Origin of the sequence: Microbacterium sp. HA-8 (assembly GCF_046111165.1) — a bacterium.
Classification (GTDB): Bacteria; Actinomycetota; Actinomycetes; order Actinomycetales; family Microbacteriaceae; genus Microbacterium.
Map to the genome: position 1 here is coordinate 2,166,343 of NZ_CP162025.1, position 15,893 is coordinate 2,182,235.

Annotated in this window: 21 protein-coding genes and 2 tRNA genes; 11 read left to right on the plus strand and 12 right to left on the minus strand. The window is 69.4% G+C overall.

Annotated elements, in window-relative coordinates; translation table 11 throughout:
* The first annotated feature begins 23 nt into the window (after positions 1 to 23).
* The 3 genes from dinB (at position 24) to AB2L57_RS10295 (ending at position 2,389) form a co-directional block, all read left to right on the plus strand.
* Positions 24 to 1,283: a DNA polymerase IV gene (gene dinB / locus AB2L57_RS10285; protein WP_292810965.1), complete on the plus strand. Its 1,260-nt coding sequence runs from the start codon at positions 24 to 26 to the stop codon at positions 1,281 to 1,283.
* Positions 1,284 to 1,488: 205 nt separating this feature from the next.
* Positions 1,489 to 1,809 (plus strand): hypothetical protein, encoded by a 321-nt coding sequence (locus AB2L57_RS10290; RefSeq protein ID WP_292810967.1) that lies wholly within the window; start codon positions 1,489 to 1,491, stop codon positions 1,807 to 1,809.
* Entirely contained in the window at positions 1,784 to 2,389 is a 606-nt protein-coding gene (locus tag AB2L57_RS10295; RefSeq protein WP_292810969.1) for a hypothetical protein, read from the plus strand. Before AB2L57_RS10290 ends, AB2L57_RS10295 begins: the two co-directional genes overlap by 26 nt.
* A 3-nt stretch (positions 2,390 to 2,392) precedes the next feature.
* Here the strand turns inward: AB2L57_RS10295 and AB2L57_RS10300 are convergent, their stop codons facing one another.
* The 5 genes from AB2L57_RS10300 to orn form a co-directional block, all read right to left on the minus strand.
* A complete protein-coding gene (locus AB2L57_RS10300) occupies positions 2,393 to 2,920 on the minus strand; it encodes a DUF2017 family protein (protein ID WP_292810971.1) in 528 nt (175 codons plus the stop codon).
* On the minus strand, positions 2,917 to 3,210 hold the full coding sequence (clpS, locus tag AB2L57_RS10305; protein WP_292810973.1) for an ATP-dependent Clp protease adapter ClpS: 294 nt from the start codon (positions 3,208 to 3,210) through the stop codon (positions 2,917 to 2,919). The genes AB2L57_RS10300 and clpS overlap by 4 nt, the downstream gene beginning before the upstream one ends.
* Positions 3,207 to 3,557 (minus strand): metallopeptidase family protein, encoded by a 351-nt coding sequence (locus AB2L57_RS10310; protein WP_292810975.1) that lies wholly within the window; start codon positions 3,555 to 3,557, stop codon positions 3,207 to 3,209. The genes clpS and AB2L57_RS10310 overlap by 4 nt, the downstream gene beginning before the upstream one ends.
* A tRNA-His gene (locus AB2L57_RS10315) sits at positions 3,558 to 3,633 on the minus strand.
* A gap of 36 nt (positions 3,634 to 3,669) precedes the next feature.
* Complete coding sequence (gene orn, locus AB2L57_RS10320) at positions 3,670 to 4,293, minus strand: oligoribonuclease (protein WP_292810977.1); 624 nt, start codon at positions 4,291 to 4,293, stop codon at positions 3,670 to 3,672.
* Positions 4,294 to 4,379: 86 nt separating this feature from the next.
* On the opposite strand from orn, the gene AB2L57_RS10325 reads away from it, so the two are divergent.
* A tRNA-Arg gene (locus AB2L57_RS10325) sits at positions 4,380 to 4,452 on the plus strand.
* Between the two features lie 66 nt (positions 4,453 to 4,518).
* On the plus strand, positions 4,519 to 4,731 hold the full coding sequence (locus AB2L57_RS10330) for a methyltransferase (RefSeq protein WP_292810979.1): 213 nt from the start codon (positions 4,519 to 4,521) through the stop codon (positions 4,729 to 4,731).
* On the opposite strand, the gene AB2L57_RS10335 is transcribed toward AB2L57_RS10330, so the two are convergent.
* Complete coding sequence (locus AB2L57_RS10335; protein ID WP_292810981.1) at positions 4,680 to 5,357, minus strand: YitT family protein; 678 nt, start codon at positions 5,355 to 5,357, stop codon at positions 4,680 to 4,682. The genes AB2L57_RS10330 and AB2L57_RS10335 overlap by 52 nt on opposite strands.
* Positions 5,358 to 5,419: 62 nt before the next feature.
* On the opposite strand from AB2L57_RS10335, the gene AB2L57_RS10340 reads away from it, so the two are divergent.
* Positions 5,420 to 6,859, plus strand: coding sequence for a PLP-dependent aminotransferase family protein (locus AB2L57_RS10340; protein WP_292810983.1), 1,440 nt, complete (start codon positions 5,420 to 5,422; stop codon positions 6,857 to 6,859).
* A 3-nt stretch (positions 6,860 to 6,862) separates the two neighbouring features.
* On the opposite strand, the gene AB2L57_RS10345 is transcribed toward AB2L57_RS10340, so the two are convergent.
* Positions 6,863 to 7,138, minus strand: coding sequence for a hypothetical protein (locus tag AB2L57_RS10345; RefSeq protein WP_292810985.1), 276 nt, complete (start codon positions 7,136 to 7,138; stop codon positions 6,863 to 6,865).
* 199 nt (positions 7,139 to 7,337) lie between these two features.
* Here AB2L57_RS10345 and ssb point away from each other — a divergent pair, with 199 nt between their 5' ends.
* The 4 genes from ssb to AB2L57_RS10365 all read left to right on the plus strand — a co-directional run bounded on the left by ssb (position 7,338) and on the right by AB2L57_RS10365 (position 10,676).
* Positions 7,338 to 7,886 carry a single-stranded DNA-binding protein gene (gene ssb / locus AB2L57_RS10350; protein WP_292810987.1) on the plus strand — a complete coding sequence of 183 codons (549 nt, stop codon included), beginning with the start codon at positions 7,338 to 7,340 and terminating at the stop codon, positions 7,884 to 7,886.
* 39 nt (positions 7,887 to 7,925) lie between these two features.
* A complete protein-coding gene (locus AB2L57_RS10355) occupies positions 7,926 to 8,426 on the plus strand; it encodes a DUF6993 domain-containing protein (protein ID WP_292810989.1) in 501 nt (166 codons plus the stop codon).
* Positions 8,427 to 8,467: 41 nt separating this feature from the next.
* Positions 8,468 to 10,150, plus strand: a complete 1,683-nt coding sequence (gene ettA / locus AB2L57_RS10360) for an energy-dependent translational throttle protein EttA (RefSeq protein WP_409047021.1) — start codon at positions 8,468 to 8,470, stop codon at positions 10,148 to 10,150.
* Between the two features lie 67 nt (positions 10,151 to 10,217).
* Entirely contained in the window at positions 10,218 to 10,676 is a 459-nt protein-coding gene (locus AB2L57_RS10365; protein WP_292811011.1) for a thioesterase family protein, read from the plus strand.
* 29 nt (positions 10,677 to 10,705) lie between these two features.
* Here AB2L57_RS10365 and AB2L57_RS10370 read toward each other — a convergent pair whose 3' ends face one another.
* The gene (locus tag AB2L57_RS10370; protein WP_409047022.1) at positions 10,706 to 11,590 is read right to left on the minus strand and encodes an acyl-CoA thioesterase; all 885 of its coding nucleotides are present in this window, start codon (positions 11,588 to 11,590) and stop codon (positions 10,706 to 10,708) included.
* 52 nt (positions 11,591 to 11,642) lie between these two features.
* On the opposite strand from AB2L57_RS10370, the gene AB2L57_RS10375 reads away from it, so the two are divergent.
* Positions 11,643 to 12,284: a hypothetical protein gene (locus AB2L57_RS10375; protein ID WP_292810993.1), complete on the plus strand. Its 642-nt coding sequence runs from the start codon at positions 11,643 to 11,645 to the stop codon at positions 12,282 to 12,284.
* A 10-nt stretch (positions 12,285 to 12,294) separates the two neighbouring features.
* On the opposite strand, the gene AB2L57_RS10380 is transcribed toward AB2L57_RS10375, so the two are convergent.
* Genes AB2L57_RS10380 through AB2L57_RS10395 form a run of 4 tightly spaced genes read right to left on the minus strand, consistent with a single transcriptional unit; the run spans position 12,295 to position 15,884 of the window.
* Positions 12,295 to 12,780 (minus strand): globin, encoded by a 486-nt coding sequence (locus AB2L57_RS10380; protein WP_292810995.1) that lies wholly within the window; start codon positions 12,778 to 12,780, stop codon positions 12,295 to 12,297.
* Positions 12,777 to 13,898, minus strand: coding sequence for a mechanosensitive ion channel family protein (locus AB2L57_RS10385; protein WP_292810997.1), 1,122 nt, complete (start codon positions 13,896 to 13,898; stop codon positions 12,777 to 12,779). The genes AB2L57_RS10380 and AB2L57_RS10385 overlap by 4 nt, the downstream gene beginning before the upstream one ends.
* Positions 13,899 to 13,909: 11 nt before the next feature.
* Positions 13,910 to 14,635: a response regulator transcription factor gene (locus AB2L57_RS10390; RefSeq protein WP_292810999.1), complete on the minus strand. Its 726-nt coding sequence runs from the start codon at positions 14,633 to 14,635 to the stop codon at positions 13,910 to 13,912.
* On the minus strand, positions 14,628 to 15,884 hold the full coding sequence (locus tag AB2L57_RS10395) for a sensor histidine kinase (RefSeq protein ID WP_292811001.1): 1,257 nt from the start codon (positions 15,882 to 15,884) through the stop codon (positions 14,628 to 14,630). The genes AB2L57_RS10390 and AB2L57_RS10395 overlap by 8 nt, the downstream gene beginning before the upstream one ends.
* Between the last annotated feature and the right edge of the window lie 9 nt (positions 15,885 to 15,893).

Below are 15,893 nucleotides of genomic sequence, written 5' to 3' on the forward strand. Positions count from 1 at the left end.
GATCCCCGCGAGAGAATCGATGCATGGGACGCGGTGACGGCACGGGTCGGATCGTCTCGCCCGAGGGTGCGGACGATGCCGGCACCGGCATCCTGCATGTCGACATGGATGCCTTCTACGCGTCGGTCGAGGTGCTCGATGACTCCTCGCTCGCGGGCAGACCGATCATCATCGGAGCTCCCGAGGGGCGGTCGGTGGTCTCGAGCGCGTCATACGAGGCACGAAGGTTCGGTGTGCGTTCGGCCATGCCGGTCTCGCAGGCTCTGCGGCTGTGCCCGACGGCGATCGTCGTTCCCCCGCACTTCGATCGGTATCTCGACCTGTCCACCCAGGTGATGGGCGTCTTCCAGGAGTTCACGCCCCTGGTCGAGCCGCTGTCGATCGATGAGGCGTTCCTCGACGTCCGGGGGGCTCGGCGCCTCTGGGGCAGCCCCGGCACGATCGCCCGCACGCTGCGCGCGCGAGTGCGCGAGAAGACCGGGCTGACCTGCAGTGTCGGTGTCGCCGCGACGAAGCACGTCGCCAAGATGGCGTCGACGATCTCCAAGCCCGACGGGCTGCTCATCGTCCCGGCGGCACAGACGCTCGACTTCCTCGCGCCTCGATCCGTGCGCGCCATGTGGGGCGTCGGCCCCAAGACGGCCGAGACGCTCGAGGGTCGCGGCATCCGCACGATCCTCGACGTGCGCGAGGCCCCCGGCGACCTGCTCGCGCGAGCGGTCGGGCCCGCGATGGCGGAGCGATTGGCGCAGCTGTCGCGCGGCCTCGACGCGCGGGAGGTCTCGACGACGCGGATCGAGAAGAGCATCGGCCACGAAGAGACATTCGCGACGGACGTGACAGACACCACCCTGCTGCACTCCGAGCTCCTCCGACTCTCCGATCGTGTGGCGCGCCGCTTGCGCGAGGGCGGGTTCGAGGCGGCGACCGTCGCCGTCAAGGTGCGCTTCGACGACTTCACGACCCTCACGCGCTCGCGCACGTTGCCCGAGCCGACGGACGTCGGTCAGCGCCTCGGCGACGCGGCACGGGAGCTGTTCGATGCGCTCGCCCGACGCGATCCCGTGCGCCTGATCGGGGTCCGCGCCGAAAACCTGCGCACTGCCGCGCACGGGCTCTCCCTGTGGGACGACGATGAGGAGCGGCGCCGTCTGGAGGGCACCCTCGATGACGCACTCGCCCGCTTCGGCCGCAATGCGGTCGTGCGGGGCAGCCTCGTCGGTCGCGGTGAGCACGGACGCTCGCTTCCCTCGCACCCCCGTCCGCCCCGCCCACCCGCCTGAGCGGGATCCGGCCGGACGCCCGTGGGTCTTGGACCCCGGCATCCCGTCGTCGTCTTCTCGCGTGCACAGCTGCGGACGGCGGGCGCGACACACCGAGGGTTGCGCCACCGTCGCGGCGTGTCGCGGCGCCGTGTCCGCAGCTGTGCGCGTTACGCACCCACGTCAACCCGTTTGTCGAAGCCTCGGGAACGGCTAGCGTGGGGGCATGCCCAACATCGCTCTGGAACTCGGCAAGCAGGCTGTCCACTTCGGCGTCGACAGCGCATACGGCGAACAGCAGGACGTCGACGGGGTTCGACTGATCCCCGTTGCTGCGACCTGGCACGGTTTCGGCGGGGGGTCGGATGAGACCGGCAACAGCGGAGGCGGCGGAGGCGGTGCCTCCGTGCCGGTCGGCGCGTACATCCGCCGCGGCGACGACGTGAGCTTCGAACCGAACATCATCGCCCTGCTCGCGGTCGGCATCCCATTCGTGTGGGTCGCGGGGCGCGCACTGAGCCGTGTCATCCGCGCCCTCAAGAAGTAGCCGCGCCGCTCCCGACGATCCGCTCGCGCTCGCGCTGCGCACCGGTGTGGCGACGGTGATCCGCGACGTCGGGCGGATCGAGGCGACGAACCCCGTGATCCTGATCGATGGTCGAAGCGGCGCCGGCAAATCATCCCTCGCGCGTGCCGTCGTGAGCGCGTGGCCCGACACGGGTCGTGTGCAGCTGATCGCGCTGGACTCGCTGTACCCGGGCTGGGACGGACTCGAAGCCGGTGCGGAGATCGCCCGTCAAGACATCCTGGTGCCGCACGCCCGGGGGCTCATCGGGGTCTGGCGGCGGCACGACTGGGATACGGGCTCGCCCGCCGAGGCCCACGCCGTGGATCCCTCTCTTCCGCTCATCGTCGAGGGTGCAGGGGTCCTCACCGCGCAGAGCCGCCGTCTGTGCGACGTCGCCGTGTGGGTGGATGCCCCCGATGCGTCGCGGCGTCGCCGGGCGCTCGCACGCGATGGTGACACATATCGACCGCACTGGTCGCGCTGGGCGGATCAGGAAGCGGGGCACATCCGGCGGGAGGATCCCGCGGCGCTTGCCACGATCGTCGTGCGTGTGCCGTGAAAGTCAGTTGCTGAGCGCCTGCACGATTCCATCGAGGCGGTAGCCCACCCAGTCGTAGACGGCGTGGCGATCGTCGTCCGGGTCGCGGCCGTCGTCATCGTCCTCGATCCCGAGGCGGGTCGCGATGACCAGCCGGATCGCCGTGAGGGTGCGCATCCACGCCCACCCGGTATCGGCGTCGAGTGAGATCGAGAGATCGGAGTCATCGGCCTGCGAACTCGGCTCGGCGCCGTCGGCGGCAGCGAAGGCGGGTGCGAGATCGGCGAGAACTCGCAGCGCGTCATTCTGCCGGCGTTCGAACAGATCGGCGGTCGTCGCCGACCGGAAGTCGGCGGATGCTTCGGGGTCGTCCGGATAGGGATCCGGGGCGAGGCGCGCGAGTGCCGGATCGGCGGCCGCGGCCTCAGCGGCGACATGCGTGGCGGTATCGAGCACGGTCTGTTCGAGGAGCTCGGAGAACTGCGCGACGAGGTCGGCGAGATGTCGCGCCTCCAGGCGCGACAGGGTCATCACGATGCGTGGCGGGTTCATTGCGGAGCCTTTCTCACCGTGGCCCAGAGGCCGTAGTCATGCATGGCCTGCGCGTGCAGCTCCATCTGCTCGCGCGGGCCCTCGGCGACCACGGCGTGGCCGTGCTCATGCACCTCGAGCATGCGGCGGGTGGCCTCGGCGGGGCTGAACCCGAAGTACTGCCGAAAGACGTGGACGACGTAGCTCATGAGATTGACGGGGTCGTTCCACACGACCGTCTGCCAGTTGATCGGATGATCCACGGACTGCGCCGCGATGGTGTCGAGGTCGGGCAGGGCAGGAGCGATCATGCCCACCCCAGTTCGTGCAGTCGGTCGTCGTCGATGCCGTAGAAGTGCGCGATCTCATGGACGAGAGTGGTGTGCACTTCATCGCGCAGGGCGTCCATATCGTCACACACCGCGAGGTGCGGCTCTCGATACACGATGATGCGGTCGGGAAGCTCGCCGACGCCGTACCGGTCGCGCTCCGTCAGAGCGGTGCCGTCGTAGAGACCCAGAAGGTCGAGTGAGCCGTCTTCGGGGCGATCTTCGACCACGAAGACGACGTTGTCGAGACCATCGACCATGTCATCGGGCAGCAGGTCGAGTTCACCGACCACGAGGGTCTCGAATGTCTCGGCATCCATTTCGATCATTGGGGTGAGTAACGGGACTTGAACCCGCGGCCCCCTGGACCACAACCAGGTGCTCTACCAACTGAGCTATACCCACCATGTGCCCACGCGTGCGGGCAACCCGCCAATTGTATTACACCCCGGGAGCGAACGACGACACGACGGCGGCCGCCGCGGCGCGCGCGCCGTCACTCGTGGGACCGGGCTGCGGCACGAACACGGCCTGCCGGTAATAGGCGAGCTCACGCACCGATTCCCGGATGTCGGCCAGCGCACGATGCCCGCCATCCTTGGCGGGGGCGTGGATGTACGCCCGGGGGTACCACCGCCGCGCGAGCTCCTTGATGCTGGACACATCGACGTTGCGGTAGTGCAGGTAGCGGTCGAGACGGGGCATGTACTTGGCCAGGAACATGCGGTCGGTGCCGATCGTGTTGCCGGCCAACGGGGCCTTGCCTTCGATGGGTGCGAACCGCTGCACGTACTCCAGCGCGAGGAATTCGGCCTCGGCGAGGCTGACGCCGTCCGGGATCTCTTCAAGCAGGCCCGAGGAGCGATGCATCTCCGTGACGAAGTCGTTCATGTTCGCCAGGGCTGACGCGTCGGGCTTGATGACTACGTGGAAGCCCGGGTCGAGCACTCGCAGCTCGAAGTCGGTCACCACCACCGCGATCTCGACCAATTCGTCGACCGCAAGATCGAGCCCTGTCATCTCGCAATCGATCCACACGAGGCGATCGTTGTCGCTGCCTGCCATTGGGCCATCCTAGCCAGGGGCTCGGACGGCCCACCCGCGACGCCGCGCAGGGTTTCCCGATGTGCGCGATAACCTGGGTGGCAGATGCCCCCGTAGCTCAATGGATAGAGCATCGGCCTTCTAATCCGGTGGTTGCAGGTTCGAGTCCTGCCGGGGGCGCCGTCGTGGGTCTGGCTTTCTCGACGACGCCGGCGTAGCGTCGGCCTCGTCGAAGGGAGTTCGAAGATGAGCCAGACAACGACACACCATGCACTGTGGGTCGCGTACGGAAGTTCGGGCGTGGTCGGAACGATCCGCAAGGACGATGAGGGGTACACGGTCACCATGGCGGATGCCGACACCGTGACGGGGACCTATCCGTCGATGGAGGTCGCCAAGAGCGCCCTCTACTCCCACATGCGGGCCGGGAGCGACTGGCCGACGTTCCGAGAGCACTGAGAGTCCGCGGGCTGCGGGATCTCCGCGGCCCGCGGCCTTTCGGCCCTGGCGATTCGGCGGGTGTCGAAGACACGCAGGAACGCGTGGGCCAACGGTCCGATGGTGAGCGCGAACGCGACCGTGCCGATGCCGATAGTGCCTCCCAGCATCCATCCCACGAGGAGGACGCTGAGTTCTACGCTCGTGCGTGAGAGCCAGATCGGCCAGCCGAACCGGGCGGAGATGCCGGTCATGAGGCCGTCACGGGGCCCCGGACCGAAGTGGGCGCCGATGTAGAGCCCGCTCGCGAATCCCACGATGACGATCCCCGCAGCGAACATGAACGCGGCGGGAACGAATCCTGAGGGCCGGGGGAGCACCGAAAGCGCAAGCTGCATGGCCGTGCCGACCAGAAGGATGTTGAGCACCGTGCCCGCACCGGGCCGCTGACGCAAGGGAATCCACAGAGCGAGAACGGCGAGGCCGATCAGGTTGGTCATCCAGCCGATCCCGATGCCCGTCACCTCGGAGAGGCCCTGTGCGAAGACGGTCCACGGGTCCAGCCCAATCCCCGCGGCCACCATCACCGCGCACCCGGTGCCGTACAGCGGCAGGCCGAGGAGGAGTTGGATCAGGCGGCGGGTCATGGCATCCATTCCACGCGCAAAGTGGACTGGTCACCAGAGGCCAATCTGCCTAAGGTGGACCCATGCCGGACTCACGACTGTCATCACGCGCCTTCATCCAGATGCTCGGTGAGTGGCGCGGTCGCGGGCCGGCCTACCGCGGGCTCGCCGACGCCGTGCGTGTGCTCTGCCTCGACGGGCGCATCGCGCCCGGCACGGCGCTGCCGGCGGAGCGCGACCTCGCCACCCGTATGCAGGTCAGTCGGACCACCGTCGCCGCCGCATATCGCGACCTGCGCGATTCCGGACACATCTCGAGCCTGCGTGGATCAGGCAGCATCGTGCGTGCTCTCGGCCGAACGGCTCCACCGCCCGAAGGCGGTGAGGGCCACACGATCGATCTGCATCAGGCGAGCCCGGCGGGGTGGCCGGGGCTCTCCGACCTGTATGCGCAGGCCGCGGCCGATGCGGGCCGCTGGGTGAGGCGATCCGGGTACGACACGGTGGGCAATCGTGCCCTTCGGGCGGCCATCGCGCAGCGTTACGAGAATCGCGGTCTTCCCACACACCCCGACCAGATCGTCGTCACCACGGGGGCGCAGAGTGCGATCGCGCTCGTCGCCGACGTCATCGTGCGTCGGGGTGATCGGGTTGCCATCGAGACGCCGACCTACCCGCACGCGGCTGACGCGCTCCGCGAGTCGGGCGCGCGGCTCGTGGCGATCCCGGTCGACCCGGTGCGCGGCTGGGACATGGATCGAGCCGACAATGTTCTGCGGCGCACGGCTCCCAGCCTCGCCTACCTCATGCCGGACTTCCAGAACCCGACGGGGGCGTCGATGGATGCTGCCACCCGTGAGCGTCTGCTGGTGCTGGCTGCCGAGTCCGGTGCCATCCTTGTGGCCGATGAGACCACGGCTGAGCTCGACATCGACCGCGGCTCCGTGATGCCCCCGCTGGGAGCGGGCATGGGAGCGGACCACGAGCGCGCACTCGTCACGGTCGGATCGCTCGGCAAGACCGTCTGGGGCGGACTGCGCATCGGATGGATCCGCGCAGACCCCGATCTTGTGCCTCGTCTGATCGCGGCCCGCCCTCGGCGCGAACTCGGCACACCGGAGTTCGAACAGGAGGTCGCACTGCTCGCCTTCGACCGCATGCCGGAGATCCTCGCGCAGCGCGCTGACCTCTTGCGGGCCGGGCGCGACGCGCTCGTCGATGCACTGCGGACGCGTCTGCCGGAATGGGGTGTGCCGGAGGTGCACGGGGGCGTCGCCCTGTGGATCGCGCTGGGGCTGCCGGTGAGCTCGCCCCTCGCGCTGGCGGCGCGGGAGCGTGGGCTGATCCTGTCATCGGGACCGAGGTTCGGCGTCGACGGCGGTCACGAACGGCATCTGCGGATTCCCTTCACGGCGGCGCCGGACGTGCTCGAACAGGCTGTCGAGATCCTCGCCGAGGTGTGGCCGCAGGCGCGCGATCGTGGGCGACCGCTCGCGGAGCCTCCGCTGACCGCGGTGGTCTGACGATCACGATCCGCGCAGCACGCTGACGGCCTCGTCCGCGGTCCAGAAGTCGCCGATTGAACGGAATCGGGCGAGCGCGGGCTGATACCGGAGCGCCGCGAACCGCGCCCCGAGCGGATGGGCGAGGACGGCGAGGTGTCCGAGGATGCGCCCCGTCGAATCGGCGACGCGATACAGCGCGGGCCCCGCGGGCAGGATCCGGACGCGCAGAGCGGGGTCGACGGCGGGGGGCTCGGCCGTCGCGGTCAGCGGGTCGAGCGATCTGGGTGAGGCGGTCATGGTGGGTCTCCTTTCGCTACTCGAACATACGTCCGGCCGCCGACATCGCCTCGGTCGGGATGATTCCTCCACAGGCCGCCCTCGCATCGGGCGCTGCACCGATGATCGCTCCCGCGCCCTGCGGTCCCCCCGTGCTGCTCGATCCTGGCGGGGGCCGCGGCCCGCGTCCGGGAGAGTCCCGGCGCAGAAGGGAAGAACAGTGACTGACTCCATCACCATCGCAGGCAACATCGCGGGGGAGATCCGCCATACGGTGACGGCGAGCGGTGTGCCCATCACCGCATTCCGGGTGGCGAGCCCCCAGCGGCGCTACGACCGCGTCTCCGGCAGCTGGGTCGAGGGCGATCCGAACTGGTTCTCCGTGTCGGCCTATCGTTCACTCGCCGTGAACGCCTTCGCCTCGCTGCAGCGCGGACAGCGGGTGATCGTCACCGGCCGGCTCAAGGTGCGGCGATGGGAGAACGGCGAGCGCTCGGGGATCGCCGTCGAGATCGACGCCGACGCGCTGGGTCCCGATCTGCTCTGGGGCACCGCGTCCTTCCAGCGCGTCACCGGCGCTCGCGACGGCCAGTCCGGGTCCGACACGGCGGGGGCGACCGATGGTGAGGCGAGCGAGGCCGCCTGGCACGTGCCCGGCGCCGAGGAGCCGGCGAGCGCGCCGATCGCGGCGGGTGGGATGGACGGCATCGCAGCCGGCGATGACGAGCCTCAGGGTGCGGAATGGGCGGGTGCCGTGACGCCGTTCTGAGGTTCGTCGATGATGGGCGGGCCCGCATAGACTCGCAACGTGCCCCGCTCCCCACGCTCCGCCCTCACCGGCGCGCAGCGGATGCTGGTGCTCGTCGCCGTCGGAGCGGTTGTGACCGCGTGCACGGCCGCCCCCGAGCCCGTCGCGTCGACTCCGTCGGCCACCGTCGCGCCCGCGCCCGTCGAGTCGCCCTCCGAGCCGGCGGCGCCCGCCTTCGTGCCGGACGGGACGGCGACGGAGAACCTGCCGTACTTCGCGGAGGTCGTCGGGGGAGTGTGGGCCGGGCCCGACTCCGCGGCCGGCCGCGCGTACATCGATGCGTTGGTGGCGGCGGGATTCGATCGCAACGCGATGCAGGTCACCAACGACACCACGACGCTCGGCAACCCGGTTGAGAGCATCCAGTTCTCGGTGCTCTTCGCCGACGAATGCCTCGTGGGGCAGGTGGGCCCCGAGACGGGAGACCCCGTCACGGTCGTGCTTCCGGTGATCGAAGGAACGCACTGCCTCGTGGGACAGACGCGCCCGATCGACTGGTGAGGCGGGGCGCGGTCCGCCGACGCCCGTAGACTGGACCGGATATGGCTGAGTACATCTACCAGATGGTGCGCGCCCGCAAAGCGGTCGGCGACAAGGTGATCCTCGACGACGTCACGATGGCGTTCCTCCCCGGCGCGAAGATCGGCGTCGTCGGACCGAACGGCGCGGGAAAATCGACGATCCTCAAGGTCATGGCGGGTCTCGACCAGCCATCCAACGGCGAGGCGAAGCTCTCACCGGGCTACTCGGTCGGCATCCTCATGCAGGAGCCCGAGCTCGATGAAGACAAGACCGTGCTCGAGAACGTGCAGCAGGGTGTCGGCGACATCAAGGGCAAGCTGGATCGCTTCAACGAGATCTCGGCGCTGATGGCTGACCCGGACGCAGACTTCGACGCGCTCCTGGCTGAGATGGGCACGCTGCAAGAGGACATCGACACCGCCGACGCGTGGGACCTCGACTCCCAGCTCGAGCAGGCGATGGATGCCCTGCGCTGCCCGCCGCCCGAGGCGATCGTGGCGAACCTCTCCGGCGGCGAGAAGCGTCGAGTGGCGCTGTGCAAGCTGCTGCTGCAGAAGCCGGATCTGCTTCTGCTCGACGAGCCGACCAACCACCTCGATGCCGAGAGCGTGCTCTGGCTCGAGCAGCACCTGGCCAAGTACCCCGGTGCGGTGCTCGCTGTGACGCACGATCGGTACTTCCTCGACCACGTCGCGGAGTGGATCTGCGAGGTCGACCGCGGCCGCCTCTACCCGTACGAAGGCAACTACTCCACGTATCTGGAGAAGAAGCAGGAACGTCTGCAGGTACAGGGCAAGAAGGACGCGAAGCTCGCCAAGCGCCTCGCCAGCGAACTCGAGTGGGTGCGCAGCAACGCGAAGGGACGGCAGGCCAAGTCCAAGGCTCGCCTTGCGCGGTACGAGGAGATGGCGGCCGAGGCCGACCGCACCCGCAAGCTCGACTTCGAAGAGATCCAGATTCCGCCGGGCCCGCGCCTCGGCCAGATCGTCCTCGAGGCCAAGAAGCTGCGCAAGGGCTTCGACGACCGTGTGCTGATCGATGACCTCTCCTTCTCCCTGCCCCGCAACGGGATCGTCGGCATCATCGGTCCCAACGGCGTCGGCAAGACGACGCTGTTCAAGACGATCGTCGGCCTGGAGCCGCTCGACGGTGGCGACCTGAAGATCGGCGAGACCGTCGAGATCTCCTACGTCGACCAGAGCCGCGGCGGCATCGACCCGAACAAGTCGCTCTGGGAGGTCGTCTCCGACGGACTCGACTACATCCAGGTCGGCAAGGTCGAGATCCCCTCCCGCGCGTACGTCTCGCAGTTCGGGTTCAAGGGGCCCGATCAGCAGAAGAAGGCCGGCGTGCTCTCCGGTGGTGAGCGGAACCGGCTGAATCTGGCGCTCACCCTCAAGCAGGGCGGAAACCTCCTCCTCCTCGACGAGCCGACCAACGACCTGGATGTCGAAACGCTCGGCAGCCTCGAGAACGCACTGCTGGACTTTCCCGGCTGCGCCGTCGTGATCACACACGATCGCTGGTTCCTCGACCGCATCGCCACGCACATCCTGGCGTACGAGGGCACCGACGACGATCCCGACAACTGGCACTGGTTCGAGGGAAACTTCGAGGCCTACGAGCAGAACAAGATCGAGCGACTCGGCCCCGACGCCGCCAAGCCGCACCGCTCGGCCTACCGCAAGCTCACTCGTGACTGACGTCCCGGCAGGCTCCGAGCCCGTCTCGACCGGGTCGGGATCCGTCGCGACGGGCGCCCGGCTGCACATGCCGATCCATTTGCGCTGGGGCGACCTCGATGCGTTCAATCACGTCAACAACACCTCCATGCTCAAGCTGCTGGAGGAGGCGCGCGTGCGGGCCTTCTGGCGTCCGGCAGCGGGTGAAGACGCGCCGCCGACGGCCGTCCTGGATTCCGGTGTCGAGCACGGCGCGCTGACCCTGATCGCGCGGCAGGAGATCGAGTACCTGCTGCCGGTGCCGTACCAGCGGCATCCGCTGGATGTGCAGATGTGGTTCGGCAACCTCGGCGGATCGAGCATGGAGGTCTGCTACGAGGTCTGGAGCCCGCGCGAGGGCGGCGAGCAGCGCCTGTACGCGCGGTCGAGCGCGATCGTGGTGATGGTGGATGCCGATTCCGGCCGCCCGCGCCGACTCAGCGACCAGCAGCGTGCGGCCTGGCAGCCCTACGTCGGCGAGCCGATCGCGTACGCACGTCGGCGCTGAGGCGCCCGGCCGCGAAGCCGGCGCCGGGGTCAGGGCACCCGGATGACGACCTCCTGCGCGATGCTCGCCACCAGCATCCCGTCGCGGGTGTACATGCGCCCGGTCGCGAGACCGCGGCCGCCGCTCGCGCTCGGAGATTCCTGCACGTAGAGCAGCCAGTCGTCGACCCGCGCGGGGCGGTGCCACCACAGGGCGGAGTCGAGGCTCGCCAGTTTGAGGCCGCTGCGCACCCACTCGATGCCGTGCGCGCGCATGATCGGCTCCTGGATCGTGATGTCCGAGATGTAGGCGATCGCCGCGCGGTGCAGCGCAGGGTCATCCGGGAGGGCGCGCCGGGCGCGCACCCACGCGATATTGGTCGGGCGGCGTTCGGCGTCGGGACGCAGGTAGATGTCGGGCAGCACGTGGCGTACCTCGACCGGGCGATCATCGAGCAGGCGTCGCGAGAGAGGATGCTGCGCGCCGGCGGACGGATGCAGGGGGGCGACCTCGTCGGGGCCGGGGACTCCCTCGGGCATGGCCGCGGCGTGGTCCAATCCCGCGCCCTCGGCCTGGAACGAGGCGATCATCGAGAAGATCGGCTCGCCCTCCTGATACGCCTGCGTGCGCCGCGCCGAGAAGGAGCGTCCGTCGTGGATGCGGTCCACGGAGAAGGTGATGTCGCGCGTCGCATCCCCCGGTCGCAGGAAGTATCCGTGCATCGAGTGCGCCGCGCGGCCTTCGGGCACCGTGCGTTCGGCGGCGATCACGGCCTGCCCGAGCACCTGTCCGCCGAACACCCGGCCCGAGGGCATCGGTTCGGATCTGCCGACGAAGATGTCCTCCGTCGTCCGTGCTTCGCCGCCGCGCAGCTGCAGCGTCTGCAGAAAGCGGCCGACGGGATCGGATGCTGCGGCGTCGGGCGAATCGGTCACGGCACTCCTCGGGCGGTCGGTCGGGAGCACCGCCGCCTGTAGTTTAGAAGGGATGCCTGCCGCCCTGAGATTCGCCGACTCCGAGGCGCGTGACGACCTCCTCACCTTCGCCTCGCGCACGGCCAGGCTCTCCGACCCGGAGGTTCGGCTCCAGGCGGCCGGGGGAACGCTGGCGATGTGGGCGCCGGCCCTCATCCCGCGGGGAATCCTCGATGCGACGCCCACCATCCTCGCCCTGCGCGTGCTTCCGGTGGACCCCGAGCTCGTGTGCGATCTGACGGTCAACGCGTCGGGCATCGCCGCCGATCCGCAGGATCCGCGAGGTGCGACCCTGCCGGCGAGCGCGGTACGGGCGGTCTGGGCGGGCGTGGGTGCACCACGCGGCGCCTGGCGGCGGGTCGGCGAGATCGACGCGGCCGCGCTGGCCGCGCGTGCGCACGAGGGAATCGCCCGCGTCGCGGACGATGTGCCGCGTGACGCGGGAGCCGAACTCGTGCAGAAGGTGCGCTCCGCCGTCTGGGGCGAGCCGGTCTCCGAGTGGTTCGGTCTGCCCCGCGGCGTGGGGTTCGCGGCCTTCTCCCTCGGATTCATCGCGGGGGGCGAGGCGGCGGGTGTGCATCGATCCGGCGCGTGGGCGCGCGTGAGCCTTCGCCGTGGTCACGTCCTGGTGCGCGGCGCCGAGCTCACGGTCTGAGCGCGGGCGATCAGTCCTCGTTCGACGACGCGGGCGCGGCGGGCGCGGCCAGCCCGCCCGGGATCTCCGCCCGGCCCGCCCGGGTGGGGCCGATCGAGCTCGCCTCGAAGGTGTTGACCATGGCCATGGCGGCACGCTGGAGGTAGTCCCACAGCGTCGCCTCGTGCAGCGGCGCCAATTCAAGCTCGTCGACGGCGGCGCGCATGTGGCGCAGCCACCGATCGCGGGCGTCGGGATTGACGTGGAACGGCGCGTGCCGCATGCGCAGCCGAGGGTGCCCGCGGGTCTCGCTGTACGTCGTGGGCCCTCCCCAGTACTGCTCGAGGAACAGCGTCAGCCGCTCGGCGGCGGGGCCCAGGTCCTCTTCGGGATACATGGGGCGCAGCACCTCGTCGTCCGCGACTCCCCGATAGAAGGCGTCCACCAGGGCGACGAACGTCGCGTGGCCCCCGACCTCCTCGTAGAACGAGCGCGGGGTGCCCTCTTCGGCGGTCACGGCTTCTCCTCGTGGTCGGTGTCCGCTTGGTCGGATGCTGTCGCACTCTCGTCCGCGCCGTTTCCGGCAGGTTTCTCCGTCGCGCGCTTCGAGGTGCGTTTGGGCTTCCAGACGGGACGTTCCGCGACGGCGACCGGCGTGGGGCGCGTCTTGGGTGGATTGGCGCCGCGCACACGCTGCGCGCCTTCGAGCCCCGTGAGGGTGATCGAGTTGAGCTGGGGGAGGGTGAGTCCCATCGCGTCGATGGCCCGTTTGAGGCGCATGCGCAGTTCACGGGCGACATCGTCCTTCGCGTTCGCGCGTGTCTTCATGACGAGACGGATGACGAGCGCATCGCCGGACACCGACTCCAGGCCCCACACCTCGGGGGCCTCGATGATCCGCGTGCGCCACTTCGGCTCTTTCGCCAGTGCTTTGGCGGCGCCGAGCATTGCCGTCTCGACGGCCTCGATGTCGGCATCCACCGGCACGGCGAGATCGATGATGACGCGCGACCACCCCTGCGACATGTTGCCGATCCGCGTGATCTCGCCGTTGCGCACGTACCAGAGCGTGCCGTTGACGTCACGCACGTGCGTGATCCGCACACTGACGTACTCGACGACGCCGGTGGCGAGCCCGAGATCGACGACGTCGCCGATGCCTACCTGGTCTTCGGCGACGATGAAGATGCCGTTGAGCACGTCCTTGACGATGTTCTGCGCGCCGAAGCCGAGGCCCGCGCCGATCGCGGCCGTCAGCAGGGCGAGGGAGCCCAGGGCGTTGGGGGCGATCGCATTGATGACGAGCACGATCGCCACGACGCCGACGGCGACGTTGACGATGTTCTGCAGGATCGAGCCGAGGGTGCGCGTGCGCTGCACGAGCCGGACCGCCGCGAGCGGCGATCGCTCGAGGGCCTGGGTGTCGTCGACGTTGGCCTTGTTCTTGGCACCGCTGACGATGCGGTTGACGACGCGGCGGATCACGATGCGCAGGATCCAGGCCAGCAGGAGTGCGCCGATGATGATCAGCGCGGCGTTGATGAGGCGGAAGCCGCCCGTCGCGGCACGGTCGAGCAGTTCGGCCCACCAGCCGGGATCGGTGATGGTGTCTTCGCCGGTTGCCGCTGTGAACATCGGGACCGATCCTACCCAGGCAAGCCTCGTGAAACCTGGGCGGCCGGCGCCGCGCCGGACTCGGGCATCGGCGCCGACGTGGTGACGCCGAGACGGTGCGCGAGGATGACCGCCTGCACGCGATCTCGCGCGCCCAGCTTGGCGAGCACCCTGCCGACATGCGTCTTGACGGTGGACTCGCTGACGAAGAGCGCGGCGCCGATCTCGGTATTGGTCAGGCCGGCGCCGATCGCGGCGAACACATCACGCTCGCGCTCGGTGAGGACGGCCAGCGCGGATCGATCGGTGCCGGCGTGTGGCAGTCGGCCGCCGACGAGGTCGAGCAGGCGGCGCGTGACGCGCGGGGACAGCGTGGCGTCACCGTGATGCACCGCCCGGATCGAGGCGGTGAGCTCGCTCGCCTGGGCGTCCTTGAGGAGGAAGCCGCTGGCGCCTGCCGCGAGGGCACCGAAGGCGTATTCGTCGAGATCGAAGGTGGTGAGGACGATGACGCGGCACGCGGGGCGTTCGGCGAGGATCTGGGCGGTCGCCGAGATGCCGTCCATACGCGGCATGCGCACATCCATCAGCACGACGTCGGGTGCGTGCGCGCGAACGGCGTCGAGCGCCTCGACTCCATTCGCGGCCTCACCGACGACGAGAAGGTCGGGTTCGGCCTCCAGGACCATGCGGAAGCCGATGCGGATCAGCTGCTGGTCATCGACCAGCAGCACCCGGATCGTGGCCGGTTCACTCATTCGCCCCCTCCAGCGGGATTCGGGCGCGCAGGCGCCATTGATCGGGTGAGATCATTCCGGCCTCGAGGGTGCCGCCGAGGTGCTCGAGCCTCTCGCGCAGTCCCATCAGTCCGAGGCCCGTGCCGCGGGAGGGCTCGTGCGGACGGGAACCGTCGTTGCGGACGTCGACCGTGATCTCGGCGGGCGCGTGGGTGACGTGCACCCGGATGAACCGCGGGTCGTGCGCATACCGCATCGCATTGGTCAGACCCTCCTGGACGACGCGGCGGATCGCCTGCATGATCGCCGGCGGAGAGGTCGGCGATCCGGTGAGGGCGAGCTGCACCGGAAATCCCGCGCGGCGCGCGGCATCCACGATGTCATCGAGCGAGCCGTCCTGCGCGGGGGCGAGGGGTGCGTCCTCCGGCCGGTCATCGCGAAGCACGCCCAGCATCTCCCGCATCTCCGTCAGCGCATCGCGGGCGGTGGTCGCAACGGCCCGCGACGCCTCGCGCGAACGCTCCGGATCGGCCGTGACGCTCGCGCCTTCCGAGAGGGCGACGATCACCGTGAGCGAGTGCGAGACGACGTCGTGCATCTCGCGGGCGATCCGCGTTCGCTCTGCGGCCGCCGCGAGTCGAGCCTGCTGATCACGTTCGACGAGCAGCTGCCGGGAGCGTGCGATGAGGGCCTCGAGGTATCGCTTGCGGTTGCCGACGTTGACGCCGATCAACGCCCCGAGCAGAAGGAAGACGACTGTGCTGATATCGACGTTCAGGTACGTTCCCGCACTCGATGGTTCGGCGGAAACGCCCACGAGCGTCTGGGTGGCGATCAGACCGCCGGCGACGGCGAAGGCGATCCAGCACACTCGGGCGCCCCGGTAGACGGCGATCGTGTACATCGCGATGACCGAGACGGGGCCGCTGAGCGTCGTCGACAGACTGGGGTCGAACAGCAGCGTCGGAACCAGCGACAGGGAGAACACCGACACGGGCCATCGTCGGCGCCACACGAGCGCGATGCAGCCGACGATCAAGAGGGCGAAGGCGGCGCCGAGCGACCAGCCGCCTGCGGGTGCGGCAACCGGAGACCGCATGACGAGCGCCGGGGTCGTGAGCACGAAGGCGAGCACCGCGAGCAGGATGTCGGCGGCGAGAGGATGCCGAGACCAGAACCGCCGGATCAGCCCGGGAGGACGCGGCAGACGCAGCTCGTCCTCGGCCGGGTGGACGCCCTGGCCGAGGACGAGGTCGCGTGCTGCGGGCATCGACCGACT